30 protein-coding genes and 1 riboswitch are annotated in these 26,603 nt (G+C 69.8%); of the genes, 22 read left to right on the top strand and 8 right to left on the bottom strand.

What is annotated here, in order from left to right; genetic code table 11:
* Positions 1 to 26 precede the first annotated feature (26 nt).
* From QSK05_RS07845 to QSK05_RS07825, 5 genes are all read left to right on the top strand, one after another.
* The gene (locus tag QSK05_RS07845; protein WP_285595469.1) at positions 27 to 1,553 is read left to right on the top strand and encodes a LamG domain-containing protein; all 1,527 of its coding nucleotides are present in this window, start codon (positions 27 to 29) and stop codon (positions 1,551 to 1,553) included.
* A 3-nt stretch (positions 1,554 to 1,556) separates the two neighbouring features.
* Complete coding sequence (locus QSK05_RS07840; protein WP_285595467.1) at positions 1,557 to 2,120, top strand: M73 family metallopeptidase; 564 nt, start codon at positions 1,557 to 1,559, stop codon at positions 2,118 to 2,120.
* Positions 2,121 to 2,279: 159 nt separating this feature from the next.
* Positions 2,280 to 3,542 carry a ferredoxin-like domain-containing protein gene (locus tag QSK05_RS07835; RefSeq protein ID WP_285595465.1) on the top strand — a complete coding sequence of 421 codons (1,263 nt, stop codon included), beginning with the start codon at positions 2,280 to 2,282 and terminating at the stop codon, positions 3,540 to 3,542.
* Positions 3,543 to 3,561: 19 nt separating this feature from the next.
* On the top strand, positions 3,562 to 4,209 hold the full coding sequence (locus QSK05_RS07830; protein WP_285595463.1) for a precorrin-8X methylmutase: 648 nt from the start codon (positions 3,562 to 3,564) through the stop codon (positions 4,207 to 4,209).
* Positions 4,206 to 5,723, top strand: coding sequence for a precorrin-2 C(20)-methyltransferase (locus QSK05_RS07825; RefSeq protein ID WP_285595461.1), 1,518 nt, complete (start codon positions 4,206 to 4,208; stop codon positions 5,721 to 5,723). Before QSK05_RS07830 ends, QSK05_RS07825 begins: the two co-directional genes overlap by 4 nt.
* On the opposite strand, the gene QSK05_RS07820 is transcribed toward QSK05_RS07825, so the two are convergent.
* Entirely contained in the window at positions 5,711 to 6,943 is a 1,233-nt protein-coding gene (locus tag QSK05_RS07820; protein ID WP_285595459.1) for an MFS transporter, read from the bottom strand. The genes QSK05_RS07825 and QSK05_RS07820 overlap by 13 nt on opposite strands.
* Positions 6,944 to 7,049: 106 nt before the next feature.
* Between QSK05_RS07820 and QSK05_RS07815 the strand changes: the two genes are divergently transcribed.
* From QSK05_RS07815 to QSK05_RS07795, 5 genes are all read left to right on the top strand, one after another.
* Positions 7,050 to 7,586 carry a MarR family winged helix-turn-helix transcriptional regulator gene (locus QSK05_RS07815; protein WP_285595458.1) on the top strand — a complete coding sequence of 179 codons (537 nt, stop codon included), beginning with the start codon at positions 7,050 to 7,052 and terminating at the stop codon, positions 7,584 to 7,586.
* 201 nt (positions 7,587 to 7,787) lie between these two features.
* Positions 7,788 to 8,165 (top strand): GntR family transcriptional regulator, encoded by a 378-nt coding sequence (locus QSK05_RS07810; protein WP_285595457.1) that lies wholly within the window; start codon positions 7,788 to 7,790, stop codon positions 8,163 to 8,165.
* On the top strand, positions 8,162 to 9,067 hold the full coding sequence (locus tag QSK05_RS07805; protein WP_285595455.1) for an ABC transporter ATP-binding protein: 906 nt from the start codon (positions 8,162 to 8,164) through the stop codon (positions 9,065 to 9,067). The genes QSK05_RS07810 and QSK05_RS07805 overlap by 4 nt, the downstream gene beginning before the upstream one ends.
* On the top strand, positions 9,064 to 9,762 hold the full coding sequence (locus tag QSK05_RS07800; RefSeq protein WP_285595453.1) for a hypothetical protein: 699 nt from the start codon (positions 9,064 to 9,066) through the stop codon (positions 9,760 to 9,762). Before QSK05_RS07805 ends, QSK05_RS07800 begins: the two co-directional genes overlap by 4 nt.
* Before the next feature lie 78 nt (positions 9,763 to 9,840).
* Positions 9,841 to 12,588, top strand: a complete 2,748-nt coding sequence (locus QSK05_RS07795; RefSeq protein ID WP_285595451.1) for a tetratricopeptide repeat protein — start codon at positions 9,841 to 9,843, stop codon at positions 12,586 to 12,588.
* 188 nt (positions 12,589 to 12,776) lie between these two features.
* Here the strand turns inward: QSK05_RS07795 and gcvH are convergent, their stop codons facing one another.
* Positions 12,777 to 13,163, bottom strand: coding sequence for a glycine cleavage system protein GcvH (gene gcvH, locus QSK05_RS07790; RefSeq protein WP_285595449.1), 387 nt, complete (start codon positions 13,161 to 13,163; stop codon positions 12,777 to 12,779).
* A 26-nt stretch (positions 13,164 to 13,189) separates the two neighbouring features.
* Entirely contained in the window at positions 13,190 to 14,317 is a 1,128-nt protein-coding gene (gene gcvT / locus QSK05_RS07785; protein ID WP_285595447.1) for a glycine cleavage system aminomethyltransferase GcvT, read from the bottom strand.
* A gap of 151 nt (positions 14,318 to 14,468) precedes the next feature.
* Positions 14,469 to 14,583, bottom strand: a riboswitch (glycine riboswitch).
* Between the two features lie 149 nt (positions 14,584 to 14,732).
* Between gcvT and QSK05_RS07780 the strand changes: the two genes are divergently transcribed.
* The 8 genes from QSK05_RS07780 (at position 14,733) to QSK05_RS07745 (ending at position 19,955) form a co-directional block, all read left to right on the top strand.
* Entirely contained in the window at positions 14,733 to 15,470 is a 738-nt protein-coding gene (locus QSK05_RS07780) for a metallophosphoesterase (protein WP_285595445.1), read from the top strand.
* A gap of 70 nt (positions 15,471 to 15,540) precedes the next feature.
* Positions 15,541 to 16,260: a hypothetical protein gene (locus QSK05_RS07775; protein WP_285595444.1), complete on the top strand. Its 720-nt coding sequence runs from the start codon at positions 15,541 to 15,543 to the stop codon at positions 16,258 to 16,260.
* A 231-nt stretch (positions 16,261 to 16,491) separates the two neighbouring features.
* On the top strand, positions 16,492 to 16,983 hold the full coding sequence (locus tag QSK05_RS07770) for an FBP domain-containing protein (RefSeq protein WP_285595441.1): 492 nt from the start codon (positions 16,492 to 16,494) through the stop codon (positions 16,981 to 16,983).
* A 200-nt stretch (positions 16,984 to 17,183) separates the two neighbouring features.
* Complete coding sequence (locus tag QSK05_RS07765) at positions 17,184 to 17,783, top strand: SigE family RNA polymerase sigma factor (protein ID WP_285595438.1); 600 nt, start codon at positions 17,184 to 17,186, stop codon at positions 17,781 to 17,783.
* Entirely contained in the window at positions 17,780 to 18,343 is a 564-nt protein-coding gene (locus tag QSK05_RS07760) for a hypothetical protein (RefSeq protein ID WP_285595437.1), read from the top strand. The genes QSK05_RS07765 and QSK05_RS07760 overlap by 4 nt, the downstream gene beginning before the upstream one ends.
* A gap of 133 nt (positions 18,344 to 18,476) precedes the next feature.
* Entirely contained in the window at positions 18,477 to 18,845 is a 369-nt protein-coding gene (locus QSK05_RS07755; protein ID WP_285595435.1) for a hypothetical protein, read from the top strand.
* A gap of 5 nt (positions 18,846 to 18,850) precedes the next feature.
* Entirely contained in the window at positions 18,851 to 19,636 is a 786-nt protein-coding gene (locus QSK05_RS07750) for a L,D-transpeptidase (protein ID WP_285595433.1), read from the top strand.
* A gap of 154 nt (positions 19,637 to 19,790) precedes the next feature.
* On the top strand, positions 19,791 to 19,955 hold the full coding sequence (locus QSK05_RS07745; protein ID WP_285595431.1) for a hypothetical protein: 165 nt from the start codon (positions 19,791 to 19,793) through the stop codon (positions 19,953 to 19,955).
* On the opposite strand, the gene QSK05_RS07740 is transcribed toward QSK05_RS07745, so the two are convergent.
* Positions 19,940 to 20,629, bottom strand: coding sequence for an HAD family hydrolase (locus QSK05_RS07740; RefSeq protein ID WP_285595429.1), 690 nt, complete (start codon positions 20,627 to 20,629; stop codon positions 19,940 to 19,942). The two genes, QSK05_RS07745 and QSK05_RS07740, sit on opposite strands and share 16 nt — an antisense overlap.
* Positions 20,630 to 20,938: 309 nt before the next feature.
* Here QSK05_RS07740 and QSK05_RS07735 point away from each other — a divergent pair, with 309 nt between their 5' ends.
* Positions 20,939 to 22,279, top strand: a complete 1,341-nt coding sequence (locus QSK05_RS07735; RefSeq protein WP_285595427.1) for a hypothetical protein — start codon at positions 20,939 to 20,941, stop codon at positions 22,277 to 22,279.
* Here QSK05_RS07735 and QSK05_RS07730 read toward each other — a convergent pair.
* The gene (locus QSK05_RS07730; RefSeq protein WP_285595425.1) at positions 22,267 to 22,590 is read right to left on the bottom strand and encodes an effector-associated constant component EACC1; all 324 of its coding nucleotides are present in this window, start codon (positions 22,588 to 22,590) and stop codon (positions 22,267 to 22,269) included. The genes QSK05_RS07735 and QSK05_RS07730 overlap by 13 nt on opposite strands.
* 165 nt (positions 22,591 to 22,755) lie before the next feature.
* Between QSK05_RS07730 and QSK05_RS07725 the strand changes: the two genes are divergently transcribed.
* Positions 22,756 to 23,139: a hypothetical protein gene (locus QSK05_RS07725; RefSeq protein WP_285595423.1), complete on the top strand. Its 384-nt coding sequence runs from the start codon at positions 22,756 to 22,758 to the stop codon at positions 23,137 to 23,139.
* A gap of 484 nt (positions 23,140 to 23,623) precedes the next feature.
* Here the strand turns inward: QSK05_RS07725 and QSK05_RS07720 are convergent, their stop codons facing one another.
* Positions 23,624 to 23,929, bottom strand: a complete 306-nt coding sequence (locus tag QSK05_RS07720) for a hypothetical protein (RefSeq protein ID WP_285595421.1) — start codon at positions 23,927 to 23,929, stop codon at positions 23,624 to 23,626.
* A gap of 30 nt (positions 23,930 to 23,959) precedes the next feature.
* Entirely contained in the window at positions 23,960 to 24,229 is a 270-nt protein-coding gene (locus QSK05_RS07715) for a hypothetical protein (RefSeq protein WP_285595420.1), read from the bottom strand.
* Between the two features lie 157 nt (positions 24,230 to 24,386).
* On the opposite strand from QSK05_RS07715, the gene QSK05_RS07710 reads away from it, so the two are divergent.
* Both QSK05_RS07710 and QSK05_RS07705 read left to right on the top strand, forming a co-directional pair.
* Positions 24,387 to 24,710, top strand: a complete 324-nt coding sequence (locus tag QSK05_RS07710) for a hypothetical protein (RefSeq protein WP_285595418.1) — start codon at positions 24,387 to 24,389, stop codon at positions 24,708 to 24,710.
* Between the two features lie 33 nt (positions 24,711 to 24,743).
* The gene (locus QSK05_RS07705; protein WP_285595416.1) at positions 24,744 to 25,136 is read left to right on the top strand and encodes a VOC family protein; all 393 of its coding nucleotides are present in this window, start codon (positions 24,744 to 24,746) and stop codon (positions 25,134 to 25,136) included.
* A gap of 12 nt (positions 25,137 to 25,148) precedes the next feature.
* On the opposite strand, the gene QSK05_RS07700 is transcribed toward QSK05_RS07705, so the two are convergent.
* Complete coding sequence (locus QSK05_RS07700; protein WP_285595415.1) at positions 25,149 to 26,495, bottom strand: MBL fold metallo-hydrolase; 1,347 nt, start codon at positions 26,493 to 26,495, stop codon at positions 25,149 to 25,151.
* Positions 26,496 to 26,603: the final 108 nt, after the last annotated feature.

Raw genomic sequence — 26,603 nt, 5'->3', positions numbered from 1 at the left:
CGCACCGGGGTACCTCCGGGCTGCCGATGGTCCTGTTCGTCGTCATCTGTGGTGTCCTGACCGTTCTCACCGCGCCGGGACCTTCCTCGCGATACCTGCCGGCTGCTTTCAGTTCCACCACGACCAGCGCGGGCAACTCCTTCGCCGCGGCGTCGTCCTTCCCGACCTATCCCCAGGTCGTGCGGGCCGACGGGCCGTCCGTCTACTACCGGGGCGACGAGGCCGACGGTTCGGCGACGGCGGTCGACAGCAGCGGGAACGGCACCACCGGCGGGTATCTCAGCGTCGTCCCGAGCTTCCAGGTGCCGGGCGGACCGGCGGGCGGCAGCGGGTCGGGAGCCGACACCGCGGTCCGGTTCAGCGGCGACTCCTCGACGGCGGCGTCGCCCAGCCTGACCGTGCCGACCGCCTTCACCTACGAGATCTGGTTCCGCACCACCTCGACGGCCGTCAGCCGGATCATCGGTTTCGGCAGCGCGAGTTCCGGTTACAGCGCCACCGTCGACCGGTACGTGAGCCTGACCACCGGTGGGGCCCTGAGTCTGACCGTTGGCTCGAGCACGGTCACCTCGACCGTCACGGGACTGAACGACGGCGCCTGGCACCTGCTCGGTGCCAGTCTGGGGGCAGCGGGCATGCGCCTGTACGCGGACGGCGTGGAGGTGGCGGCCGACGCCGCGACGACCACGGGCACGGCGTTCACCGGATATCTGCGGATGGGCGGTGACGGCGCCTATTTCGTCGGCACGCTGGACGAGAGCGTGCTCTACCTGAAGCAGCTGACCGCCGCCCGGATGAGTGCGCACCACGCGGCGGCCACCTCGCTGACGTCCTGGACCTCGGCACTCACCACCGACAGCCCCTGGGCCGTTTACCACCTGAACGACGCTCCGGACGCCTCGTACAAGGGCATCAACTTCCCGACCCGCCTGCTCGACGCCGGTACCGGGAACCGGCGGGGCTGGTACTACTACGTGCGTCCGATCGGGATGAAGGGCGGCGTGCCGGGTGCGCTCGGCGGGCCGGAGGCGAGCAGCACCGCCATGCGCTTCACCGGTGCCGGCATCGGCTACGACCCGGTGCAGATCAGCAACCCCACCACCTTCTCGCTGGAGCTGTGGTTCCGCACCTCCAGCACCACGGGCGGTGACCTGATCAGCTTCGGCAACACCATGACCGGCGACAGTTCCACCTACGACCGGATCTGGAAGATGATGGACGACGGGACGGTGACCTTCGGCATCTACGTGAGTGGGAACATCGTCTCGGCCACCTCCACCGCCTCGTACAACGACGGGGCGTGGCACCACGGCGTTCTCACGCTCAGCCCGGCCGACGGCATGGTGCTCTACATCGACGGGACGGTGGCGGCCACCAACCCCAGCCCCGGCTCACCGCAGAACTATTCGGGCTATTGGCGGTGGGGCGGCGGGAAGAAGTGGGTGACCCCTCCCGCCAGTGAGTTCTTTTTCGGGGATCTGGACGAGGTCGCCGTCTACCCGGTCCGGCTGACCGCTGCGCAAGTGGCGCGTCACTACTGGAGCAGGGACTAGACGGTGCCCCGGCGACGCGTGGTGCTGGCGGTGGTGCCGGCCGGACTGCTGCTGCTGGCCCTCTGCCTGGCCCCGGCCACCTTCTCGGCGTTCTCCTCCGGGACGGACAACGGGAACAGCACGTTCAACGCCGGCTCGGTGAGTCTCGGTGACGACGACGCCGGGGCCGCGATGTTCACCGTGAACTCCCTGCAGCCGGGCAGCACCGGCAGCCGGTGTATCGCGGTGACGTACACGGGTTCGCTCCCGGCGCAGGTCCGGATGTACGTCTCGGCCGGCGACCTGACCGGCACCCTGGCCCCGTACCTGACGCTCACCGTCACCGAAGGGGCCGGTGGCGGCTTCGGCTCGTGCTCCGGTTTCTCGGCCGCCTCCACCGCCTGGACCGGCACGCTGGACCACCTCGCGTCGACGGCGACCGGCTGGGCGAGCGGTGTCGGGAGTTTCACCCCGACCGCGAATGGGCAGGTCCGGGTGTACCGCGTCGTCTACACCCTGACGGCGGGCAGTGCCGCTGCCGGACGGTCGTCGCAGGTGCGGCTCAGCTGGGAGGCGCGTAACACCTGAGCCCGCCGTTGCCCGTTGTGCGGTCCGTTGTGCGGTCCGTTGTGCGGTCCGTTGTGCGGTCCGTTGTGCCCTGACCGGACTGGGCGCGGCGGTCGTAGGATCGCAGGCGTGGCTGGACGGGTAGCTGGACGGATAGCTGGACGCGGGATCGTGGAACAGGTGGAGCGAGTCGTGGCGGACTCCTGCCCGGGGGTGTTGCGGCCGCATCTGGCGGCCGACGGCGCCCTGGCCCGTCTGCGCACACCGGGCGGAGCTCTGCCGGTGGCGACGCTGAGGGGGTTGCGAGCGGTGTCGGCGGAGCTTGCCGACGGCTCGCTCGGGCTCACCTCGCGCGGTAACACGCAGGTCAGAGGCGTTGCTCCGGAGAATGTGGCGGCGTTGGAGATGCGCCTGGCGGCGCTCGGGATGCTGCCGCACCCCACCCACGAGCGGGTCCGGAACATCGTCGCCTCACCTCTGTCGGGGCGTACGCAGGCATCAATAGTGGACGTCGATCAGCTCGCCTTCGCGCTCGACACGGCTCTGTGCGCGCGGCCCGACCTGGTCGCGCTGCCCGGCCGGTTCTTGATGGGCCTGGACGACGGCACCGGTGACATCGCCGGTGAGGAGCCCGACGTGCTGGCCGTCGCCGGGCCCGGCGGGCGCTTCGAGGTGGTGCCGTTCGGCGCCCCGGCCGGGATCGAGGTCGCGCGGGACCAGGTCGTCGAGGCCGTGCTGGCGGTGGCGACGGCGTTCCTGGTGGAACGGCAGCGGCAGGAGAGCAAGGCCTGGCGGGTGAAGGAACTGCCCGGCGGAGCCGCGGCGATCATGAACGCGCTGGCCGCGGACGGGTACGAGACGGTTGCCGCCTCGTGGGTGCCGGAGACGGGGACGATCCCGGCGGCAGGTCTGTCCGAGCAGATTGACGGGGGGTACGCCCTCTGCGCGGTGGTGCCCCTGGGCATCCTGAACGGGGAACAACTCGAGGCCGTCGCGGCCTGCTGCGATCTGGCGACGTCAGGTCCGGTGCTCAGCGGGTCCGAGCTGGACGGCGGAACGCCCCTGCGCATCACCCCCTGGCGTCGCGTGGTGGTGCGCGACCTGGAGGAACCGGCGGCGCTGGCGGCCCGGGAACTGCTCGCCGCGGTCGGTCTGGTCGTCGAGCCGCACGCGGCCTGGTCGCGGGTCACGGCCTGCGCCGGGCGGCCGGGCTGTGCCAAGTCGCTCACCGACGTGCAGGCCGACGCCCGGGCGTTCGCCGCGGCCTGCGCGCCGGAGGGTGCTGCGGTGCACTGGGCCGGGTGCGAACGGGCCTGCGGTGCCTCGCACGGCGGTGTGGCATTGTTGGCCGCCGAGGGCGGCTACCGGGTGATCGGTGAGCTGGGTGACGCGGATCGCGGCCCGGCAGCGCTCTCGAGCATCGGGTTGCAGGCATCTGACTGAGAGACGAGACGGGAAACGCGTGACGGAAACCACCTCCTGGCCAGGTTCTTACGAGGCGGACGGCGCGCAGATCTACCGGGAGTCGTTCGCGACCATCCGGTCCGAGGCCGATCTCGCGGGGATGCCGGACGACGTGGCCCGGGTGGCGGTGCGCATGATCCATTCGTCCGGGATGACCGATCTGACGAAGGACTTCGCCTACAGCCCGAACGCCGTCCCGGCGGCCCGGCAGGCCCTGCTCGGCGGGGCTCCGGTGCTGTGTGACGCGCAGATGGTGGCCAGCGGCATCACCCGCTCCCGGCTGCCCGCCGACAACGAGATCGTCTGCACGCTGAACGTTCCCGGCGTGCCCGAGCTGGCCGCGCAGCTGAGCACCACGCGCAGCGCCGCCGCGATCGACCTCTGGGCGGACAAGCTGGAGGGCAGCGTGGTGGCGATCGGCAACGCCCCGACGGCGCTGTTCCGCCTCCTGGAGCTGATCCGCGACGGTGCCCCGCGCCCGGCCGTGATCCTCGGTCTCCCCGTCGGCTTCATCGGCGCCGCGGAGTCGAAACGGGCTCTGAGTACGAACCCCCTCGGGCTGGAGTACGTCGTGGTGCACGGTCGGCGCGGGGGCAGCGCCATGACCGTCGGCGCCGTCAACGCGATCGCGAGTGAGAAGGAATGAGCGGCACCCTCTACGGCGTCGGGCTCGGCCCGGGCGACCCGGAACTGGTCAGTGTCAAGGCGGTTCGGCTGATCGGCGCGGCCGATGTGATCGCCTACCACAGTGCGCGTCACGGCCGCAGCATCGCTCGTGGCATCGCCGAGCCGTACCTGCGCGCGGGCCAGATCGAAGAACCGCTGGTCTACCCCGTCACCACTGGTACCACCGATCACCCGGGCGGTTACCAGGGGGCGATGGACGAGTTCTACGCCGCCGCGGCCGAACGCCTCGCTGCCCACCTCGAGGCCGGGCGCGACGTGGTGGTGCTGGCCGAGGGCGACCCGCTGTTCTACGGGTCGTACATGCACATGCACAAGCGGCTGGCTCACCGTTTCCCGGCCGAGGTGGTGCCCGGCATCACATCTTTCAGCGCGGCTGCCGCCGCCCTGGGCCGTCCGCTGGTGGAGCGCGACGAGGTGCTGACCGTGCTGCCGGGAACGCTGCCGGACGAGGAGCTGGCCCGGCGCCTGCGTGACACCGACGCTGCCGTGGTGATGAAGCTCGGCCGCACCTTCGAGGGGGTGCGCGAGGGCTTCGAGGCCGCGGGCAAGCTCGACCGCGCCTGGTACGTGGAGCGGGCGAGCAGCGACCGGCAGCGCACCTCGGCCCTGGCCGACGTGGATCCCGAGGCGGTGCCGTACATGTCGATCGCGCTCATGCCCGGGCCCCTGAACGACGGTTTGCCGGTGGTCCGGGGCCTGGAGGACGCCGACGGGCAGGCCGGCGAGGTTGGCGAGGTCGTGGTCGTCGGTCTCGGGCCGGGTCCGCGCGAGTGGACCACACCCGAGGTGCAGCAGGCCCTTTCCGTCGCCGACGACCTGGTCGGCTACGTCACCTACCTGAACCGGGTGCCGGTCGATCCCCGCCAGGAACGCCACTCCTCGGACAACAAGGTGGAGTCGGAGCGCGCCGCGTTCGCTCTCGACCTGGCGCTGCGGGGCCGTCGCGTGGTGGTGGTGAGCTCCGGTGACCCGGGTGTCTTCGCGATGGCCTCGGCCGTGCTCGAGGTGGCCGACGAACCCGCCTACCGCGACGTCCCGGTGCGGGTACTGCCGGGCGTGAGCGCGGCCCAGGCCGTGGCGGCCCGCGCGGGTGCTCCTCTGGGCCATGACTTCTGCACGATCTCGCTGTCCGACCGGCTGAAGCCCTGGAAGGTGGTGGAGAGCCGGCTCGACGCCGTGGCCGCCGCCGACCTGGTGATCGCGATCTACAACCCGGCCTCGAAGGAGCGCCGGGCCCAGGTCGGCCTGGCCCGCGACGTGGTGCTGCGCCACCGGGACCCGTCCACCCCGGTGATCGTCGGCCGGGCGGTGGGATCGGACGCCGAGACCGTGACGGTGGTACCGCTCGGCGAGCTCGACCCGGAGACCGTCGACATGCGTACCCTGCTGATCATCGGCTCGTCGCAGACCCGTCTCTCGGTGAAACCAGACGGTTCGAAGGTGGTCTGGACCCCGCGCCGCTACCCCGCCTGAACCCGTTCGTGATCCTGCCGACTTTCCCGGCGCAGGGCGCGGACCGAGGCCGGCATCAGGGCGAGAAAACTGGTGCCGGCCATCACCGCGGCGGCGACGTAGAGCCAGGTGTTCTCACCGAACGCCCCCGCGATCGGCCCGGCCACGGCCAGACCGAGGGGGCGCATGACGAACGAGCCGAGGTGGTCGAAGGCGAACACCCGGGCCAGCTTGTCCGGCGGGATCTCCTGCTGGATGGCGAGATCCCAGTTGACACTGAAGATCTCCAGCCCGAGGCCGTGCAGGAAGGCGCCGGCCAGGATCGCCGGCAGCGCTACGTCCAGAGCCATCGCCAGCGGGAAACAGGCGGTGAGGGCCAGGAACGCCGTGCCCGCGAACAGCAGGCGCCGAGGACGGTACCTCAGGGTGACGAGCCCGCCGGCCATGAATCCCACCATCAGCGCGGCCAGCGACAGACCCCAGGCCTGCTCGCCGAATTCGCGGGTGATGACCACCGGCCCGACCACGCCCTGCACCCCGCCGTAGACCAGGTGGTACATCAGGGCCTGCCCGATGAGCACCCACAACCAGGTGTGCCGGAACACTTCCCGGGCACCTGCCCCCAGGTCGCCGATCATCGACTGCGAGGGGACGCCGGTCACCGGTTCCACCCGCATGAAGGTGTAGCAGAGTCCGGCCACCGCGAAGGTGGCAGCATCGACGGCGATGGCCCAGCCCGGTCCGAACAACCCGACGAGCACCCCGGCCAGACTGAAACCCAAGACCATTGCGGTGTTCTGGCCCAGGCGCAGAGCCGAGACGGCGTTGGGCAGGGCCGAGGCCGGCACGGTCTGCGGCACCACGGCCCGTGACGCCGGACTGGCCAGCGCCGCCAGGGCCCCGTTCACCCCGCCCATCACGGCCAGGAGCGGCACGCTCGCGTGGCCGGTGATCAGCGCGAGGGCCACGAACCCCTGGGCCAGAGCCGATGCGGCGGCGGTGCCGCGCATGAGCAACGTGCGCGAGAACCGATCCCCGACCACCCCGGCGACCAGCGTGGTCAGCACCTCGACCAGGGCGTAGGCCGCCACCACGAAACCCAGTTCGGTGGCGGACCCACCCAGGTGCAGCACCGCCAGGGCCAGCGCGACCGGTGCGATCGCCGACCCCAGGCTCGTCACGGTACGCCCGGCCATCAACCACCGGAACGTCACCGACCCCCAGGCCGGAGCCTCCGCCATGACATCCACCCCCGTCATCCGTGTGTTCGCAGACAAAGTAGTTCGCCAGCGAAATATTCGTCAACTAACTTCTTGCCGGAGAAGGACGGTTGGATAGGCTGGCCGGGTGGCTGAGGACTTCGCGGAGCGGCACATCGCCCGCTGGCGGGATCACTGGATCGATGTGGAGTTCGACGACGAGATCGAGCTGGCCACCGTCCGCCTGTCCCGGCTCACCAAGTACCAGAAGGAGTCCGTGAAGAATGCGGCGGCCGCGGTCGGGCTCGCGGTGTTCGAGTACCAGACCCTGCACACCCTGATGATCCGCGATACTCCGGGCATTGCCTCTCCCCGCGAACTGGCCGAGGCCGCCGACGTCTCTCCGGCCGGCATGACCGGCCGCCTCGACAGCCTGGAGAAGGCCGGCCTGATCAAGCGCACTCCCAGTGCCACCGACCGTCGCAGCGTGATCATCGAGGCCACCACTGCGGGGGTGGCCATCTGGCGCCGGGCGATGCGGCAACGCGGCGAAGCCGAGAAGCACCTGATGAGCGCCCTCTCGGCCAAAGAGCTCACCACCTTGAACCGCCTGCTCCGCAAGCTGGCCGTAGCCGCCGACGAGCCCCCTCCCCCACCGCGTAGCTCTCCCAAAATCCTTCCGTGATCATGCAAAACCTCCCCGGTGTTCTAGAACTCTCCGCGCGACAGTTCTAGAACTCCGGGGAGGTTTTGCATGATCACGGAGAGGGCTGGGGGGGGGGTTGGGGGGGGCTCACCCGCGTCCTTAATGGGCGGTTGACAGTTCCTCGCCCCGGTTGCATGGTTAGTTACATGAGTAATGAACCAGCTAAGCGCAGGGTCCCCGATGGATGAGGGGCGGCCGATCTTTCTGCAGATCGCCGAGCAGCTGGAGAACGCGATTGTCGACGGTTCGCTGGCCGAAGGGGCGCAGGCGCCGTCGACCACCGAGTTGGCGGCCTTCCATCGCATCAATCCGGCCACGGCCGGCAAGGGTGTCAATCAGCTTGTCTCCGACGGGATTCTGCACAAGAGGCGGGGGATCGGGATGTTCGTGGCCGAAGGGGCCCGGGGGGTTCTGACGGAACGGCGGCGTCAGGCGTTCGCCGAGCAGTTCGTGGTTCCGCTGGTGACGGAGGCCCGCAAGCTGGGGTTCGACGCCGAAGAACTGAAGAACATGATCGACAAGTCGGGGCAAGGCGTCACTCAGGAGGGGAAGAGATGAATGCCCTGGAGAACCGGCCGTCGCTGCAGGCGGCCGAGGTCGGTGCAGTGCGCGGGGTGGGCAAGCGGTACGGAAAGTTCACGGCCGTCGACGAGGTCAGTTTCTCGGTGCGCGCCAACACCATTTACGGTCTGCTCGGGCGTAACGGGGCCGGTAAGAGCACGCTGATGCGGATGCTCGCCGGTCATGCGCTGCCGACGGCAGGTAGCGTGACCGTGCACGGCGAGAACCCTTTCGAGAACGACCAGATCACCCGGCGCATCTGTTTCGCCGCCGAGAACCAGGTCTATCCCGATGCTTTCCGGGTCAAGGACGCGATGGTGGCGGCCCGTCTGCTGTACCCGGACTGGGACCAGGCCTACGCCGACGAGCTCGTGGAGCTCTTCGACCTTCCGGCCAGGCGCCGTATCGGGAAGCTCTCGCGGGGCATGCGCTCGGCGGTGGGCATTGTGACCGGACTGGCCTCGCGGGCTGCGCTGACCATGTTCGACGAGCCCTACCTCGGGCTGGATGCCACCTCGCGGCAGCTGTTCTACGCCCAGTTGATCGCTGACTACGCCGAGAATCCGCGCACGATCGTGCTTTCCACCCACCTGATCGACGAGGTGAGTGACCTGCTCGAGCACGTCCTGGTGATCGACCGGGGGCGGCTGGTGATCGACGAGGAGGCCGAGGCTCTGCGTGGGCGGGCCATCAGCGTGAGCGGGCCGACCGACACGGTGGAGAAGTTCACCTACGCCATGACCCAGCTGCACGAGGAGCGTCTGATGGGACGCAGCCGGATCACGGTGCTGGGCGACGCGGACGATCCCCAGCACGCCCGGGCCCTCGGTCTCGACGTGGAAACCGTTTCGCTGCAAGACCTCGTGGTGAAGAGCGCGATGACGGGAGAGAAGCGATGAACCGGGTGGTGAGCGCGGCCAGGCTGCACACGATCGGCGGCCAGAGCATCAGCGTTCCGTGGTCGGTGCTGGTCAGTGCCCTGGCCATCAACTTCCTGATCTTCGGCACGATCCAGGCCGGCGACGGCATCGACGAGGATCCCACCACCGGCGGTCTGCTGGCGCTCTACGCCGTGACCATGGTGGTCTTCATCCAGGCCATGAACAAGCCGCTGTCGTTCGCCCTGGGATTCGGGCTGACCCGTCGCACCTACCTGTTCGGTACCGCTCTCTTCGCCCTGGCCCTGTCGTTCGGCTCGGCCGTGGTGCTGTACGCGCTGTACGGCCTCGAGCAGGCCACCGGCGGGTGGTGGATGGATCTCTCCTTCTTCGGCGTCGTCGGTCTGGGCGAGGGCAATCCGGTCGTGGCCGTGCTGGGCTACGCGGCCCCGATGACGGCGCTGACCGCGCTGGGGGCGCTGACCGGCGGTATCAACGCCCGCTGGGGCCTGATCGGGGTCTACACCGCGGCGATCGTGACCCTGATCGCCGGCGGGGTGTTCGCCGTGATCATGTTCTACGCGCACGCCTGGACGTCACTGGGCCACTGGATCGCCGATCAGCCGAGCGCGGCCCTGTTCGCCGGGTACCCGTGGATCGTCACGGCGGTGGCCGGGGCCGGCGCCTACGCCGTGGTCCGGCGGGTCGCGGCCTGACGGTCACATTGATGCCCGATTCCGGGGAAAAGCCGGGCCACTTGACGCAGAATGGCCTCTTCGGGGGAGGTGGCGTGAATGGCCAGATGGGTTCCGCGGAATCGGCGCATCGGATTGCGGGCTGCGCGCACGATCTACTGGCGCCCATCCTTCCTGATGCTCGGCGCGATGCTGGTCCTCTCCGTCGTGGTGCTCGTGTTCGGGGTGCTCGAAGGGCCCGACGGGGTGGCGATCGAGAAGGTCGGGCAGGCCGGGCTGGAACACCTCACCGGCGGCAGCATCACGGTGAACCGCATCGATCTGGCCGTGCTCGGGGTCTTGCTGCTGTTCCTGGTGCGCCGGGCCCGGCTGGACTGGCTGACGATCCGTCCCGGGCCGGTGGAGGTGCGGCCGGTGGAGGACGCCTCGCAGCTGAACCTCGACGACGACCGGCTGCGGCGCTACAACGTGGAGCTGCGCGAGGCCCTGGCCGGTTCGCAGCTCTACGAGACCACCAGCGTCCCGGGTGATCTCGAGACCGAGCGGATCATCGAGGTGTTCCGCGACGCCCAGGCCGGAGGTCGGGTGGCCGTTCTCGGCGCGGTTTGGACCTTTCTCTGGCCGGCCCGCTCCTTCGTGGTGACCGCGACCCTGCGCAACCGCCCGGAAGAACCGAAGTTCGGCGTGAGCGTCACGGTGCGGCGCCTGCCCCGGCCCGGGGTGGAGCTGGACACCTACTGGTCGGGTGATTTCGACCGGGCCCTGCAACGCGCGGCCTTCGCCGTGACCGCGCACATCCTGCCGCAGACCCGCGCCTGCGACCGGCCGCCGTGGGGGCAGTGGCGCAACAAGTCCCGCGACCGGCCGATGCCGATGGAGCTGATGCGGCACTACCAGCGGGCCAAGCGGATGGTGGCCGAACGCCGTTACGACGAGGCCCTCAGCCTGTACCACGATGCCTTGCTGTTCGACGCCGACAACGTGTACCTGCAGTTCGACGTGGGCCAGATCTTCGAGCGCCTGCACCTGTACCCGGATGCCGTGCGGCTGTACGCCCTGCTGACCAACCGGCTGTTCCCGCTGACCGACCCACACGACGGAACGCAAGGCCGATCCATGGCTTTCACCCGGCCCACCCTGCACGACGACCCGTTCATGGTGCGCTACCGGTATGTCGGGGGCCTGACCACCGGCTCCCGGCTGGCCCGGGAACTGCTGATGCCCGACTGGAAGGTGCTGCGCGACTGGCTGCAGTACGACTTCGAGGAGCGCACGCAGGGCCGGGTGCGGGAGGGGCGGCACTTCCGGCCCTGGCGCTCCACCGAACTGGCCGACATCCGCACGCGGCTCGCGGGGCTGTTCGACGAGGCCTGGAAGGGCTCGCTGCCGGAGAACGCCGCCCTGTACGGCCAGGGGCTCGCCGCCGTTCTGGTGGAAGACCCCCGGCTGGACACGGATCCGGGCTTCTGGACGGCACCGCCCTGGCAGGACCTGGCCCCGCGCGACGCCCGGGTGCTCGCGGTCGAGGAGTACTTCCTCCACGTCGCCGGGCTGGAGATGGAGTCGCTGCGTAAAGACTTCGAGATGCACCCGCCGAGCCGTCGCACCCACGGTCCTCGCTCGAGCCTCACCATGGTGGTGCTCGGCCTGATGGATCTGCTGATCGTCTACCGCAAGCGGCGTTTCCGGCCGGCCGGACTGTTCGGGGGCAGCATCACATGGCCGCCCCGGCTGGAGGAGATGACCGCCGACCTGCGCGACCGGGCCGGCTACCGCGCCGATTCCCAGCGCTGGCTGGAGCATTACGTGGCGGCCTGTTTCCTCGCGCTCCCGCTGGAGGGCGACACGGCCCAGATCGATCAGCACGTGCGTTTCGCCGAGGCCGCCGTAGCGGCCCTGGAACGGGCCCAGGAGTGCGGGGACGAGGTGGATTTCGTGACGTCCAAGCGGTACTGGCTGCTCGCGGGTGACCCCGACCTGGCCGGGCTGCGACAGTACGACTGCTTTCGCGCGTTCGAGGCCCGGGTGTACCGGCATCCGCAGCCGCCGGCCGTCAATCCGGCGCGGTACGAGCTGTTCCACTACATGCGCCTGGGCCTGGCGCAGAGCTCGGAGATCATGGAGAGCCTGTGGCTGCAACGGGTCAACCGCGACCCGGCCACGCTCAGCCCTCGAAACCTCGAGCGCTGGTTCCGGATGGAGCGCCGTGCCTGGGAGATGGTGGTGCGCCTGAGCCGGTTCCATCAGCAGTGGCAGACCCGCAGCGCAGCCCTGGAGGGCCTGCGTGGTCTGGCCCGCTATCTCGGCACCGACGCGCGTCCCGTGCCCTTCCCGGAGATGGCCCGTGACTACTACAGCGTCGGGGTCAACACCCCGGAGTACTCGCAGCGGCGCATCGACGGAATGGAAGAGCTGTTCACCTTCCTCGGCCGGGAACTCGGCCCGGCTGCGGCCCTCGACCCGGAGCAGTCCGACCCGGACGAGCCGATGGACTTCGTCGAGACCGAGACGCCGATGCCGGCGCAGGGTGATCCACTGACCGACCTGCGACGGCAGGGCACGGAATTCGCGGCGCCGGTGATCCCCAGTACCCGGGCCTGGATCTGGCACGCCGAGAACTGCAGCCGCGGCGTGCCCGGCACCGAGTTTCCCCTGTCCCAGGAAGAACTCGGGAACCTCTGCCGGGCCTGGGCAGCGGTCTGGGCGGCCCTGCGGCAACGGGCCACCACCCCGGCCCGGCGCGCCGACACGGCGTTCGTCGAGGCGGTGCGGCGGCTGCCCGTACCCCCGGCCGCCCGCGTGATACAGCTTCCCACGACGGGGCAACCGGCCCGGCAACCTGATTGACGCGCGCCGAACGCCCGGGAAGTTCCGTGTGTTCCGCCGATTACCGAAGGGTCCGGAGGCATCGGCCCGGGCCGATGCGCTAAACCATCCTTACCCCGTCAAGCCGGTCTGGTCGCGACGCCGCCCTTCCTCATCCGGGACGGATGCCGCGATCAGACCGGTGGCCTCAGAACAGCATCAGTCCAGCATCAGTCCAGCAGGGCCTCGTACTCGTTCGACGTCAGCAGTTTCGCCGTCGCCTCGGGGGTCACCGTGAACAGCCAGCCGGCGTCGTAGGGGTCGGCCGCGATCAGGGCCGGGTCGTCGATGATGGCCTGGTTCACGGCACCGACCGTGCCGGTGACGGGTGAGTACAGATCGGAGACCGACTTGGTCGACTCCACCTCACCGCACGCGTCCCCGGCCGTGACCTCGGTGCCCACCTCGGGAAGGTCCACGAAGACCACGTCGCCCAGGGCGTCGAGGGCGAAGGTGGTCAGGCCCACCCGCACGGGCTCGGTGGGAAGATCGGCGCCGGGGGTGAGCTGAATCCACTCGTGCTCGGCGGTATACAGAAGATGTGACGGATTGGTCATCGGAAACTCCTTGCTGACCTGAGAAGTCAGGAACGCTTGTAGAACGGGTACGGGGAGACGGTGAAGGGCAGCAGGGTTCCGCGCACATCCACCTGCAGCGAGGCGCCCTCGACGGCCTCGTCGCGGTCCACGTAGGCCAGGGCGATCGGGCGGCCGAGCGTGGGGGAGAGGGCTCCCGACGTGATCACACCCACCGGTTCGCCCGCCGCATTGAGGACGACGTTGCCGGCCCGCGCGGCCCGGCGGCCTTCTCCGGTCAGTCCGGTCAGCAGGCGGGCGGGCTGGTCCTGCGCGGCCAGCGCCAGGGCCTCCTGCCCGACGAACGCCTTGTCCAGCTGCACGACCCGGCCCAGACGGGCCGCGTAGGGGTCGGTCTCGAGGCTGAGTTCGTTGCCGTAGAGCGGCATCCCGGCTTCCAGGCGGAGGGTGTCGCGGCAGGCCAGACCGGCCGCCCGGCCCCCCGCGGCCTCGGTCGCGGTGGACAGCGCGCTCCAGAGCGTGACGGCGTCGTCCGCGGCCACGTACACCTCGAACCCGTCCTCACCGGTGTAGCCGGTGCGGGCGAGCAGCACGTCCAGCCCGGCGATCCGGGCGGGCATGCAGGCGTAGTAGCGCAGGGCGGCGACGGCGTCCCGCGCATCGGGATTGTCGGGGTCGTCGGCCAGCGACTGGATCACGGCCTGCGCGGCGGGGCCCTGCACGGCGATCAGGGCGGTCTGCTCGGTCTCGTCGGTCACGCTCGCGTCAAAAGTGAGGACGCGGTCGGTCAGGGCGGCGAGCACGACGCCGGTGTTCGAGGCGTTGGCGATGACCAGGAACTCGTCGTCGGTGATCTTGTAGGTCACCAGGTCGTCGAGGATGCCGCCGTTCGCGTCGCACAGCAGCGAGTACTTCGCGCGGCCGGGCTTGATCGCGGAGAGCCGGCCCACCAGCGCGTGGTCGAGAGCGGCCCCGGCCTGCGGGCCGCTCACGCGGATCTCGCCCATGTGGCTGAGGTCGAACAAGCCGACGGTGGTGCGAACGGCCTGGTGCTCGGCGAGCTCACTGGTGTACTTCAGCGGCATGTTCCAGCCGGCGAAGTCGGTGAGCCGTGCGCCCAGCGCCACGTGCACGGCGTTCAGGGGCGTCGGCCGGGCAGATGCTGGTGAGGACATGCGGTGCCTTCCGGAATCCGGCCCGCGCACACGCGCGCGCAGGTCTGGCGATTCCTCCCCGCTCTGTCCTGGGACCTGAGAGCTTGGCCGCGGGTGGCACGGCACTTCACCTTCGGTAAACCGGCATCGGGCCGGATTTCTCCAGAGTTGCCTCGTCGCGACGGTATCTGGGCCTGAGAGATTCCTGGGGAGGCGTTGCTCCTACGGCGCCCCCGGCCTGGTTCACGGTGTAGTGGCCGGCCGGGAGGCTCTCCCGTCGCGCGTCGACGGCATATTCAGTTGGGGCTGGCAAAGGTAGCCCGGCCCGTCCGCGATCATCAACCGGGACACGTGTGAGATCGGGTGTGAGATCGGGCAGGCCAGTGCCGCCCGGGTGGCACTTTGCCCGATCTGGGCGCCGCGTCACGATGTGCTGGTGATCACCTTCGCTCACCTCAGTGACCTGCACATCGACCTCGGCGAACGGGCGACGGACCGCGCGCAACGGCTGATCGACGCGGTGCGGCCGATGACCGGACTCGATGCCGTGCTGGTCACCGGCGACATCGCCGATCACGGCACCCCGCAGGAGTACGCCGTGGTGCGTGACCTGCTCGACCGGTTCGAGGTGCCCGTTCTGACGCTCCCCGGCAACCACGACGTCCGTGAGCACTTCGGGCCCGCCCTCCTGGCGCGTCCTTCATCGAAACACGAACTGAACCAGGTGATCGCCGTGGGCGACACCGACTTCCTGCTGTGCGACAGCGTCATTCCCGGGCACAGTGGCGGCGAGCTCAGCGGGCCCACGCTGGAGTGGCTGAAGTCGGCGCTGGCCGAACGGGATCCGGACCGGCGGGTACTGATCGCGTTCCATCACCCGCCGGCCGTGCTCCACATCCCGGGGGTCGACGGGATCCGGCAGACCGGGGAGATGCGTCTGGCCGGGATCGTCTCGGCCCATCCGGAGGTGGCCGCCCTGCTCTGCGGTCACGCCCACACCGGGTTCGTCACCACGTTCGCCGGGCGTCCGCTGGTCGGGGCCCCGGGCTGTGTCTCGACCTCGCGTCTGCCGGTCGAGCAGCGGGGCCCGTACGAACTCGACAGCCCGCCCGGTTACGCCCTGCACGTGCTCGACGACGACGGCCGCCTGGTGACCCACTTCCGGGGCCTGTGACCCGTCCCCGTTCGGAGCAAACCCGGCGCCGGGCTTCACCTCGACCGGCTGGTGCGCCGATGTGCTGCGCATGAGCTCGACCGACACGAGCACTCCGGTGGCCCCTGAGGCTTCGCCACAGGGGCCGCCCACAGCCACCACTGTGCTGGTGCACGACATCGCCGATGAGTCGCCTCTGCGCGACCCGGTGCGGCGTCGTCTGCTGCTGGTGCTCGGGGCGGCGGTGATCGTGCTGGCCCTGGCCGTGGGCCTGGTGCGGATGATCGGGATGATCGGCGACGGGAGTCAGGCGGAGCGTGACGCGGCCGGTCTGGAACAGGTGCGGGCTCAGATCCGGCGCCCGCTCCAGGAGCTGCTGGTGAGGCGGGAGGCGTTCTTCGCGGCGGAGCGGGAGTATCTGACGGCGATGAAGCAGGCGCAGGACGATGTGGCGGGCGGCGCCCGGCCGACGCAGCAGATCGCGACGCTGCGACGGGTGGCCCGGGAGATGAGGGCGCTGGATGCGTCGTTGCGGGAAGTGAACAGCGTCGCCGAGGCCACCTCGGAGGCCCGCGCCTACCTGGTCGACGCCGTGCGGATCCTCGCCCGCGACGCCGCCCGCAATGCCACGACCCTGCAGATGGGCGACAGCCCGCTGGTCGCGGTGAACGACGAGAACGCCCTGGTGCCGGTCCGCCGGATGAACACGTCGCTGCTGTTCGTACTGGACGCCGCGCAGCTCCCGGTCACGGGCCTCGACCTGCCGGGCGGCACGGATCCGCACCCGGAGGATCACAGCACGGCGAGGTGAGGCGTAGACTCACTTCTCGTGTCCGGAACCTACTCGTGCTCTGCGCCCTTGTGGCGTCTGGAGGTCATCGGCGCGCTCAGCGCCGGCACGAGGTAGCTCTGCCCTCAATCGGTGACCAGACGTGTGCCCTTTCTGCGGGCCCACGCGTTCCGGCCTGTTCGCAGGCCGATCCCACCTTCTGACACATCACCCCGCCCTGTCTGCGGGGCCCCCAGACTTGAGGTCATAGCTGTGCGTTCCTTTACCGAGAAGCAGATCCGTACGTCGTTCGTGAACTCCACGCTGCGTGAGCGCAAGGAGCTCGTCCTGCCCGAGAACTTCGACGGGCTGGACTGGGACCGCCTGGAGTACCTGGGCTGGCGCGACCAGAAGACCCCGGCCATGGGCTACGTCTTCGCCGAGATCGACGGCGAACTGGTCGGGGTGGTCATGCGCCAGTCCGACGCCGTGGTGCGCCGCCGCGCCATGTGCAACTGGTGCGAAGACGTGGCACTGCCCAACGACGTGGTCTTCCTGAGCGCCAAGCGGGCCGGTGCGGCCGGTCGCAACGGCAACACGATCGGCACCCTGGTCTGCGCGGGATTCCAGTGCTCGGCCAACGTGCGGGTGCTCCCGCGCGTGGCCTACGAGGGCTTCGACGTCGAGGCAGCCCGCGTACAGCGCATCGAGGCCCTGGAGCTCAACGTGTACGCCTTCGTGAGCGCGGTGCTGAAGGGACAGTAGTTGCCGAAATGGGCGGGAGCATGCCGAATGCGGCATGCTCCCGCCCATGAACGGGGTGGGGCTCAAAAGCTTGAGCTCTGACTGTATGCGCCATGCATACTCTTTCTGTGAGTGGTCGACCGGGCCCTCGCCTTCCTTCTCGATCTGCCCTGACCGAATCCGCACAACCTTTTCCGCGCGTCCGGCGTCGTATCGGGGTGATGGTCACGTCCAGGTCTGCCGGCACCTCGCCCGGCTTCGGTGGTGAGGTGCCGGCGGCTCCGCCGGCGCTGTCCGGCGTCGACGCGGAGACTGCGGTCGAGATGCTGTTCGACCGGCATCAGCTGCGGATGTTGCGGGTCGCGACGGTGCTGGTGGGGGATCCGGTGGCGGCGGAGGACGTGGTGCAGGACGCCTTCCTGGCCGTGCACGCGGGGTGGGACCGGATCCGGAACAAGGACGAGGCGGTCGGCTACCTGCACCGCAGTGTGGTGAACGGGGCCCGGTCGCGGTTGCGGCGGCGGTCGGTGGTGTTCCGCCTGGCCGGTCTGCGGCAGCACGACCAGATCAGTGCGGAGGACGCGGCGTTGCGGGCGCAGCTGCCGAAGCCGCTGATGGAGGCGATCGGGGCGCTTCCGCGGCGCGAACGGGAGGCCGTGCTGTTGCGGCACTACCTGGATCTTTCGGAGAAGGAAACGGCGGACGCCCTCGGGCTGCGGCCCGGGTCGGTCAAGGCGTACGCCTCTCGCGGGCTGGCGAAGCTACGTGCGGTGCTCGAGCCCGCGGCAGGACCAGCGGCAAGACCACAGGAGCAGGGATGACGGACGAGGAGGAGCTGGCCCAGCGGCTCAGAGGACGGCTCGACGACGAGCTCGGTGACATCCAGGTGCGGGCCGGATCGCGGGAACGGCTGCGGCGGGGCATGCGCGGGCGCCGCCGGGCGCCGTGGTTGCGGGCCTCGGTGATGGTGCCGGTAGCCGCGGCCGGGGTGATCGCGGCCGTGCTCCTGGCCGTTCCCGCTGTGCTGCAACGCGACACCGGTAACGGGATCGCCCCGGCCGGGGAGCCTTCCGTGGTCCAGACCGAGATCCCGGAGATCACGGCGGATCCGGTCCCGACCACCACGGCGGCCGATCAGCCCAGGTCGGGGCCGTCGGCCACCCGGATACCCCGGAAGTCCACGGCCACACCGACTCCGGACAGAGCGGAGTCCCAGCGGTCCACACCCCGGGCGACATCGAAGACCGAGGCCACGGCGAGGGTGGCGGCCACCTCGGCAACGACCACCTCGGAGCCGACCGCCACGATCGCCCCGACGGCGCGGCCCACGCAGGAGCCCACGGTCGCCGACCGTCCGGCCGAAACCACCCAATCTCCCTGAATCGCGAATTCTCCTGACGAACACAACCTTTCCCCGCGACCGGGAGTCGTTGAAGGTAGTGATCGCGGCGCGCAGCGGCCGGCCCACCCGGCCCCGCCCCGGTCACCGGACGAGGAGGAAGACCGTGCGCAGGATGAAACTCGTGGCAGCGGTGCTGATGGCCGGCGGACTGGTGTTCGGGGTGTCGAGCACGGCCATGGCGGTCGGCCACGACACGAAGCCGGTTCAGGCGGTTCCGACGGCGACAGTGACCGCGGCGACCGGGGCGCGGACCACCCAGGAGCCGACCCCGGCGACGACCGCGGTGCGGACCACCCAGGAGCCGACTCCGGCGGACAAGCGGACGGCGGTGCCCACGGCGACCGCCGATGCCAGGAAGAAGCCGGTGACCGGTCCTGCCCCCACCGCCGCGAGCAAGAAGCCCGCGACGTCCCCGCAGGAACCGGCCCCTAAGGCCCGCCCGGCCCGCCCGGTCCCGGCCAACCCCGACTTCACCGGCTGAACCAGGTGCACCGGAAACCCCGTGGTCACCTCGCCGGGCCTTGCGCCCGGCGGGGTGCCCCGCTCCTGATCGCCGTGGCCCTCCTGGCGGCGTGCTCGTCGTCCCCCTCGCCGTCCACATCGACGGCGACCACCCCCGCGACCCAGGCGTCCACGGATGCCAGTCAGGTCGTCCACAAGAGCGCCTTCGACCAACTCGACCGCGGCTGGAGCCTGGTGGCCACCGCGACCGGGCCGCAGATCGCGATCCACCGGTCGGCGAACGGCCCGGTGAGCAAGAAGATCCGCAAGGGCGCGGGCCCGCTGGCCTTTCTCGTGACCGCGCAGAAGGGCGACTGGCTGAAGGTGCACCTGCCGACCCGCCCCAATGGCGCGACCGGCTGGATCTCCGTCGAGGAGGTGACCCTCTCGACCACCCCCTACCGGCTCGTGGTCTCGATGGACGAGCACCGGCTGGACCTGATCGAGAAGGGCGTGCGGGTGGGGCACTACCCGATCGGGGTGGGTAAATCCACCACCCCGACCCCGCCGGGGGAGTACTACCTGACCGAGCTGATCCGCCCACCGAATCCGGAAGGTGGCTACGGCCCTTACGCTTTCGGGCTGTCGGCGCACTCGGACACACTGACGAGCTATGCGGGCGGTCCCGGTCAGCTCGGCCTGCACGGCACGGACCAGCCCGGCCTGATCGGGCGCAACGTGAGTCACGGCTGCATCCGGATCGCCAACGACGTGATCACGCAACTGGCGAAGACCGTCCCGCTGGGCTCCCCGATCGTGATTCAGGCGTAGAGGTTCCCGACGACAGCGGATCCCGGCCGAGAAGGGGCCAACCGGGTGCGGCCGCCGCCACACCGGTTGCTCCGGCCGGGATCCGGTTGCGCCGGGCGAGTGCATCCGGCCGGGGAACCGTGACCTTCAACTACCGGCCGTACATGATTGAGCCATGGACGAACTCGACCGTATGGCCCGCACTCTCGAGACCTGCGCCCACAAGCTGGAAGTCTTCTCGGCCCGGGTGCGGGTTCACGAACTCGGCGCTGACCTGCGCGCCCACCCCGACCTGGCCTACCTGGACGCCCAGCTGAACAGCTTCTACGGCAAGGACTGAGCCCCGAAGAGCTCGGCCAGGGTGTCCATGTCGCCCACCCACGGCTGTTCGGAATGGTCCGGCGCGAGGGTGAGTAGCGCGATGGCCTCCACTGCGGCGGCCCGGGCGGCGAGGATGTCGCTGGAGGAGTCGCCGATCATCGTGGTGCTCGCGGGATCGGCCCCCAGCGCCCGCATGGCCTGGAGCAGGGGCGTGGGGTCGGGCTTCATCAGGCGCGGGTCCGGATTGCGGCCCTCCACGTGCTGCACCAGGCCGCTGAGCTCGTGCAGTTCCAGCAGGGCCCGCACCGCCTCGGCGCCGTTGTTGCTGACGATCGCCACCGGCCGCCCGCTCGCCGCGCAGGCCTGGAGGAACTCCACCGCCCCGGGCGTCACCGGGGCCAGGCCGGCCGCATCCACCTCGGCTTCGCGCACCGATGCGTCCACCCGCCCGGTCAGTTCCGGGTAGATCTCGCTGACCCCGTCGAGCAGGTCGAGCGGGTCGTCGAGGTCGGCCAGTTCCTCGTCCACCGGGCCACCCACGATGACCTCCAGTTCGTCGAGCAGCGAGGCGGCGATCACGTCGGGTGCCAGCACCCCGAAGAGGTCGCAGACCGGACCGTCGAAGTCGAGCAGCACGTACTTCGTCGCGGCGGCGAGTTCCGACAGACGCTGTTCAGAGTCAGTCAAGTCCATGACCTGCAGCTTAGGGCGTGTTTTGAAAGTCCATGCCTACTGCGGGGCACCCTGTGGCCGCCTGGCGGCACCGAGTGGGGCCCCACGTAGAACACCGCTACGAGGGGCCCCACTCGGCACCCCCAGACGGTCACCGGGCACCTCCTCGCTACGGCAGCGACTTCCAAAACACGCCCTAGGACGCGCGGCGGAGGAGGCGGCGGTGGCATCGGCCGTTCTTCCGAGACCAGTTCTCTACGCGCGGGTATCCCCGGCGCCGGGCCTACCGTGGCTCCTTTCGGTCGATGCGTGGAACAAGGGGGCTCGGCTGTGCTGAGGAGACTCGTGGGGGTGCTGGCCGCGGTCTGTGTGGCCGGATGCACCACGCAGCCGGTCACGGCGGAACAGGTGACGCGGCCCGCCGAGGTGGGTGTCTCGGGCGCTGTCGGGGCGGCCGGGGGACGCGTGTCCGTGCCGGGTGGTCCCGTGATCGATGTGCCGGCCGGTTCGGTGTCGGGTGAGGGCGAACTGGTGGTGCGCCGGGCGGGGAAGAGCGTAATGCCGCCGGAGTCGCCGTCACCGTTCCTCAGCACCCTGGACGCCTACGAGCTCCGGCTCCGCGGCGCGCGGCTGACCGGACCGCTGCGGCTGACGGTACCCGTGGTGACGCAGCCGCTGCCGACCGCGGCGGACGAGGACTCCTCCGCCGTGCTCGGGCACTACGACGACGCGACCGCCCGGTGGAGCATCGTCCCGGCCGAGTACGACCCGGATCGGCACACGATCACCGCCGAGGTGTACGAGCTGTCGTGGTGGAACGCGTTCGGCTGGGACTTCTCGGCCCTGCGCAACGCGGTAGCGGCCGACTACCGCAACACCCTGGCGGTCACCGCGTCCGCACCGGTCTGCCCGAACGAGCTCGCCGCCCGACGCTCCGGCCTCCGGGTCGAGGCCGGGCGCAGTGGCCGGGTGCTGTGGTGCTACGGCGTGGACGGGGGCGCGCCGGTGCTGAAAGTGACCAACGTGCGCGGATATCCGGTCAGCGTCAGGTTCCCCGGAGCCTGGCGGGGCGAGGCACTGGGCAACGGGGTCGAGCTGCCCGCGGGGCTCGGCGGCGTGCACCGGTCCGCAGCCGGCACCGAAACCACGCTTCTGACCGGGGGATCGACCGTCGTGCTGCATCCGGGCACGCTGCGGCCGGCCGGGGTGGTGTCGACCGGCGCCACCGGTGACGCTTTTCTCGGCATGGCCCTGACCTTCGGGCTGAAGGCGTTCGGGTCGGCGATGGACGGTGTGCCCGGTGCCCCGGTGGTGCGCCGGCACACCTCGGAGCTGGTTCTCGCCGACGTGCTGGCCGGTGGCTGCCTGAAGAAGTTCACCGTCACCGACGTCGAAAGCCTGGGCGAGGCCGAGGAAAGCGTGCTGAAGGCGCACCAGGTGGCCTTCGGCTGCCTGCAGACGGCCTGGAAGAAGCGCTACGAGCTGGACGGGCGCAGCGGCCGGTTCACCGAGGTCGGCCTGACCTGGCTGACCGCGGGCATTCCCGTGCTCATCGACGGGATCACGGGTGTCGCCGACGAGGCCGTGTTCATGGAGCCGCACACGATCCGGGTGCGTGAGACCTCGTCGGCCACCCTGCTGCCCGGTCAGCTGCCCGGTCAGCGTCTCTGATCGGACCCCAGCGCCTCGCGCAGCAGCGCGTCGTGGTCGGCGATGTTCGCGACCGAGACCTCCACGGTGCCGTCGGGCCCGGTGACGTTGAGCCGCACGTCTCCGATGCGCGTGCTCAGCCAGGTGCTCAGGGCCCCGGCGAGGGCGGAGGGCGTGCGGTCGGCGGGCAGGACGACCGACAGGCGGTCGTCGTGCCGGGCCTCCCGGATGACCGGTGTGCCGTGCAGTTCCGGGTCCAGCTGGAGCCAGTTCTCCAGCGAGGCGACCAGGTGTTCCTCGGGCTCGCCCCAGACCGACATTCTCACGTGCATGCTTCCCCCTCCGCGTCACGTGAGCACGGATGATAAACCCCTACCGGGGGGTCAGCCGGGACGACAGCGCCACGAAGTGCGGTTTAACCCCATTCTGCTACGGTTTCAAGGCTCACCGACCTGAGCGTTCCTGTCCCCGGCGATATCTGGCAAGTGGAGCTCACGGTGATCGCGCTTCTTCTCGACCTGTCCAACATTCTCGGCGGTCTGCTGCTGGCCCTACCGCTGCTGCTCATGATCCCCAACGGCGGCGGCGAGACGGCCGGGCGGTGGATCTCCCGCCTCGACCCGTTCGCCTGGATCGTCGGCGTGGTGGCCCTGGTCACGGGTGGCTACTACCTGATCGTGCACCTGACCTCCGGCCCGCACCTGTTCCACTTCGAGGTGGTCGGCATCGCCGTCGGCGTGATCCTGCTGTGGGACCGGCTCACCGGCAAGCGCCCGCTGCGCCCGGCCGGGGGAGAGGTGCAGGGCGCCGCGCTGCTGCTGGCGATCTTCGGGGTCATCGCCGTGCTGGTCGGTCTGCAGGGGCTTTTCACCCCGAACTGATCTGCTGCCGAACCGGTGGGGCGGTCCCGGGGCATCGGGTCGCCCCACCGGCGATCGGGGGTCAGCAGCGGCTGACGGTGGAGTTCTGCAGAGTGACGTTCGAGCAGGTGAGACCGCCGTCCACGCAGGGGTTCTCAGTCAGCTTACTGTTCACGGGCTAGCTCCTGGTTCGGCGAATAATGGAACCGGGAGAAAGGTTGCAGCCCCATGCGTCGCCGTCAAACGGCGATTTCCTGCCTTGAGGTTGAATTAAAAGCAGAGATTTTGGTTATGAGCAGTGGACGCGCAACGCCCCTCCCGCCGGCCTCCTGCGGTAACACGGTGGTGCGGGTGGGGGACGGGTCCGCGGGGATTCCCGGGAGCCGCGAGCGGCAGTTTTGAGGGAACTGGCCGCCCCGACCTCGACCCAAAACTTGACCCAGGCCTTGATCGCGGACGAGAGAGCGTCGGCTCTGCTCGCATGCTTGGTGCGGTGACCACAGCGCTAGGGCTGGGCGGCTCGGAGCTCTTTCACCAAGGGCTGCCAGCGGGCTTCGCGTTCGTCGGGGGACTGCTCCCACCAGGGGGTGCCGCGCTCACCGAGGGCGATCTTGGCGGCCTGGACCCGGTCGCGGGCGGAGCGTTCGGCCTGGCGATCCTGGGTTTTCAGAGCCTGGCCGACCGCTCGCCGGGCGCTCATCAGTTCCTTGCGCAGGAGCTCGGCGACGTCGCCGGGCAGGTCGGGGTCGGTCGCCCGCCACTTCCGGCCCTTGATGACGACGTGGTGGCCGTCCGGGGTCGGCTCGGCCACCGTCACTGGGTCAGTTGTCGTCAGTTGTCGTCAGTTGTTGTGGACGATGGTCGCGGCGACGTCGCGCAGCTGATCCTGGTCCGGGCTGATGGCCGCGGCGATGTCCGGGTGCAGACCGGCTTTCGTACCCTCGAGCAGCTCTTTCTCGACCTCGGTCACGGTCTCGCCCTGGTAGTGGTCGTCGACCTTGTCCACGGCGTTGCGCAGGGCCGAGGTGAGCTGTTCCTCCAGCGGCTCGCGCAGTTTCTCGACGGGGCCGAGCGAGATGTTGGGGTCGAGCTTGATACGCGGCTGAACCATGGTGACTCTCCCGATTGTCACGGCGCACTGCCACAGTGGCGGTGCCAGTATGTCGGCAGGCGGTCGTTCCGGCATCCCGGGCCCGACGTGCGCACCAGCCGTTCAGGGCAAAGAATGGCTGAGCCAGAACGCATATCGACGCATACAGAGGGTGATCATGGAACCGTTGTCGCTGATCCTGACGGCCATCGTGGCCGGGGAGTCCAAGACTGAGTCCAGCACCATGCTGGGTGCGGTGGAAGACGACTTCGCCAGCCTGCACACCGCGCTGCGCTCTCGGCTGGAGGGGCGTCCGGACGCGCAGGGGGCGCTCGAGCAGTACATCGCCGAGCCCGAGCAGGACAAGGAAACGCTGATCGCGGGGCTGGAGGAATCCGGGGCCTGGAGCGACCCGGCCGTGCTCGGTCTGGCGGCCCAGGTGATGAAGCGCATCGACCCGGAGGGCAGCGCGAACGGCAACTATGCCCTCGGACGTGCTTGAAGCATGATCACCGACTGCATAGTGTGACCGGTCATGCGCATCCACATCACCAGTGTGTTCGTCGACGACCAGCAGAAGGCCCTCGATTTCTACACCGGGAAGCTCGGCTTCGTGCTGAAGAACGATGTGCCCCTGGGGGAGGACCGCTGGCTGACCGTCACCTCGGCCGGTGACGAGAACGGCGTCGAGCTGCTGCTCGAGCCCTCCCGGCACGCCGCGGTCCAGCCGTTCAAGAGTGCCTTGGTCGCCGACGGCATCCCGTTCACCAGTTTCGCCGTGACGAACTGCCACGCCGAGTACGAGCGGCTGAAGGGTCAGGGTGTGGTGTTCACCCAGGAGCCGACACAGATGGGGCCGATGGTCATGGCGGTGCTGGACGACACCTGCGGAAACCTCATCTGCATCACCAGCGCCGCCGAGAGCTAGAGCGGCCGAGAGTTAGCGCAGCCCGGCCGCGTTCGTGTAGTCGTCGGCGATCCAGACCACCTCACGCCCGGCGCGCTGCAGCAGGCTGGCCGCAATGGCCGAGCGGTACCCACTGACGCAGTGCACCCAGAGCCGGCCCTCGGGCAGGGTGTCGAGGCTGGTCAGGAGCCGGTGCAGGGGCGCGTGGGCCGAGCCCGGCAGGTGGCTCGCCGCCCGTTCGTCGTCGCGGCGCACGTCGAGCACCACCTCGCCGGGCTGCCCGAGAACCTCGGCCAGGTCGGCGAAGGAGGCCTTGCGGTAGCTCGCGGGCCGGCCGCTCTCGCCCATCAGTTCGGCCGGGGTGCCCACCAGGGCGGCGTCGAGCTCGTCGATCCCGATGCGCACGAGCTGGCGCCGGGCCTCCTCGATCTGATCGACGCTCTCACCGATCAGCGTGAGCTCCGCACCCCAGGGCATGAGCCAGCCCAGATAGGTGCTGAACTGCCCGCCCAGATCGATGCTGACGGTGCCCGGGACGTGCCCGGCGGCGTAGGCGGTGCGGTCACGCAGATCGACGACCCACTCGCCGTTCAGCAGCCGCCGGTGCAGCTCGTCCGGCTCGGTCAGTTGCGGCGTGGTCAGGTCGACCGGGCCCGGCCCCTGCCGGTTCCGCACGCCCATGTGCGCGTAGTACGACGGGTAGACCGTCAGCCCGGCCACCAGGCGTTCCACGAACGCGGTCTCGTCGGTCTCCAGCAGCGCGTCGTTCTGCCGCTTCTGGTCACCGATGGTGCTGGACGCACCGCCGACGTTCGCACTCGCCGAGCAGAAGCTGCCGAACCCGTGGGTCGGCATCACCTGGGTCTCGTCGGTCAGTTCGTGGGCCAGCCGGTGGGCCGAGCGGTACTGCGCGTGGGTGAGCTCGTGCGTGCGCGCCGGGTCGACCAGGTCGGTGCGGCCCACGCTGCCGAAGAGCAGCGACCCACCGGTGAACACGACGGGCGCGGACGAACCGTCCTCCACCACGTAGGCCAGGTGCGTGTCGGTGTGCCCGGGCGTCGAGATGACCCGCACTCGCAGGGAACCCGCGTCCAGGAGGTCGCCGTCGCGCAGGGGGCGCCGCTCGAACGACACGTCGTCGGCGGCGTTCACCCCGTACACCGCGCCGGTGCGGCGGGCCAGCTCGTGGCCGCCGGTGACGTAGTCGTTGTGGATGTGGGTCTCGAGCACGAGGACACAGGTCAGGTTCCGGTTCCCGAGCAGGCCCAGCACGCGGTCGATATCGCGCTGCGGGTCGACGACGACGGCGCTGGTGCCGTCGTGGGCGATGTAGCTGCGGTCGCCCAGCTCGCTGGTCTCGATCACGTCCACCTGGATCACGGGCTGCACTCTCCTGCATATTGCCGGTACATCCGAATGTCCGTACATTAAGGCGCGGCCGGTTGGAGTGGCAATGGAGAGCGGTACGACGTGACGGTTGACTCTGGC

Origin of the sequence: Kineosporia sp. NBRC 101731, assembly GCF_030269305.1 — a bacterium.
Lineage (GTDB): Bacteria > Actinomycetota > Actinomycetes > Actinomycetales > Kineosporiaceae > Kineosporia.
This window is presented reverse-complemented; position numbering and strand designations above follow the sequence as displayed.

Coding starts and splice junctions, on each gene's coding strand:
- QSK05_RS07765 (WP_285595438.1), top strand. CDS start 17,184: ATGGTCACGTCCAGGTCTGCCGGCACCTCGCCCGGCTTCGGTGGTGAG.
- QSK05_RS07760 (WP_285595437.1), top strand. CDS start 17,780: ATGACGGACGAGGAGGAGCTGGCCCAGCGGCTCAGAGGACGGCTCGAC.
- gcvH (WP_285595449.1), bottom strand. CDS start 13,163: ATGACCAATCCGTCACATCTTCTGTATACCGCCGAGCACGAGTGGATT.
- QSK05_RS07710 (WP_285595418.1), top strand. CDS start 24,387: ATGGAACCGTTGTCGCTGATCCTGACGGCCATCGTGGCCGGGGAGTCC.
- QSK05_RS07705 (WP_285595416.1), top strand. CDS start 24,744: ATGCGCATCCACATCACCAGTGTGTTCGTCGACGACCAGCAGAAGGCC.
- QSK05_RS07800 (WP_285595453.1), top strand. CDS start 9,064: ATGAACCGGGTGGTGAGCGCGGCCAGGCTGCACACGATCGGCGGCCAG.
- QSK05_RS07845 (WP_285595469.1), top strand. CDS start 27: ATGGTCCTGTTCGTCGTCATCTGTGGTGTCCTGACCGTTCTCACCGCG.
- QSK05_RS07820 (WP_285595459.1), bottom strand. CDS start 6,943: ATGGCGGAGGCTCCGGCCTGGGGGTCGGTGACGTTCCGGTGGTTGATG.
- QSK05_RS07825 (WP_285595461.1), top strand. CDS start 4,206: ATGAGCGGCACCCTCTACGGCGTCGGGCTCGGCCCGGGCGACCCGGAA.
- QSK05_RS07730 (WP_285595425.1), bottom strand. CDS start 22,590: ATGCACGTGAGAATGTCGGTCTGGGGCGAGCCCGAGGAACACCTGGTC.
- QSK05_RS07740 (WP_285595429.1), bottom strand. CDS start 20,629: ATGGACTTGACTGACTCTGAACAGCGTCTGTCGGAACTCGCCGCCGCG.
- QSK05_RS07745 (WP_285595431.1), top strand. CDS start 19,791: ATGGACGAACTCGACCGTATGGCCCGCACTCTCGAGACCTGCGCCCAC.
- QSK05_RS07715 (WP_285595420.1), bottom strand. CDS start 24,229: ATGGTTCAGCCGCGTATCAAGCTCGACCCCAACATCTCGCTCGGCCCC.
- QSK05_RS07755 (WP_285595435.1), top strand. CDS start 18,477: ATGAAACTCGTGGCAGCGGTGCTGATGGCCGGCGGACTGGTGTTCGGG.
- gcvT (WP_285595447.1), bottom strand. CDS start 14,317: ATGTCCTCACCAGCATCTGCCCGGCCGACGCCCCTGAACGCCGTGCAC.
- QSK05_RS07795 (WP_285595451.1), top strand. CDS start 9,841: ATGGCCAGATGGGTTCCGCGGAATCGGCGCATCGGATTGCGGGCTGCG.
- QSK05_RS07810 (WP_285595457.1), top strand. CDS start 7,788: ATGGATGAGGGGCGGCCGATCTTTCTGCAGATCGCCGAGCAGCTGGAG.
- QSK05_RS07805 (WP_285595455.1), top strand. CDS start 8,162: ATGAATGCCCTGGAGAACCGGCCGTCGCTGCAGGCGGCCGAGGTCGGT.
- QSK05_RS07775 (WP_285595444.1), top strand. CDS start 15,541: ATGAGCTCGACCGACACGAGCACTCCGGTGGCCCCTGAGGCTTCGCCA.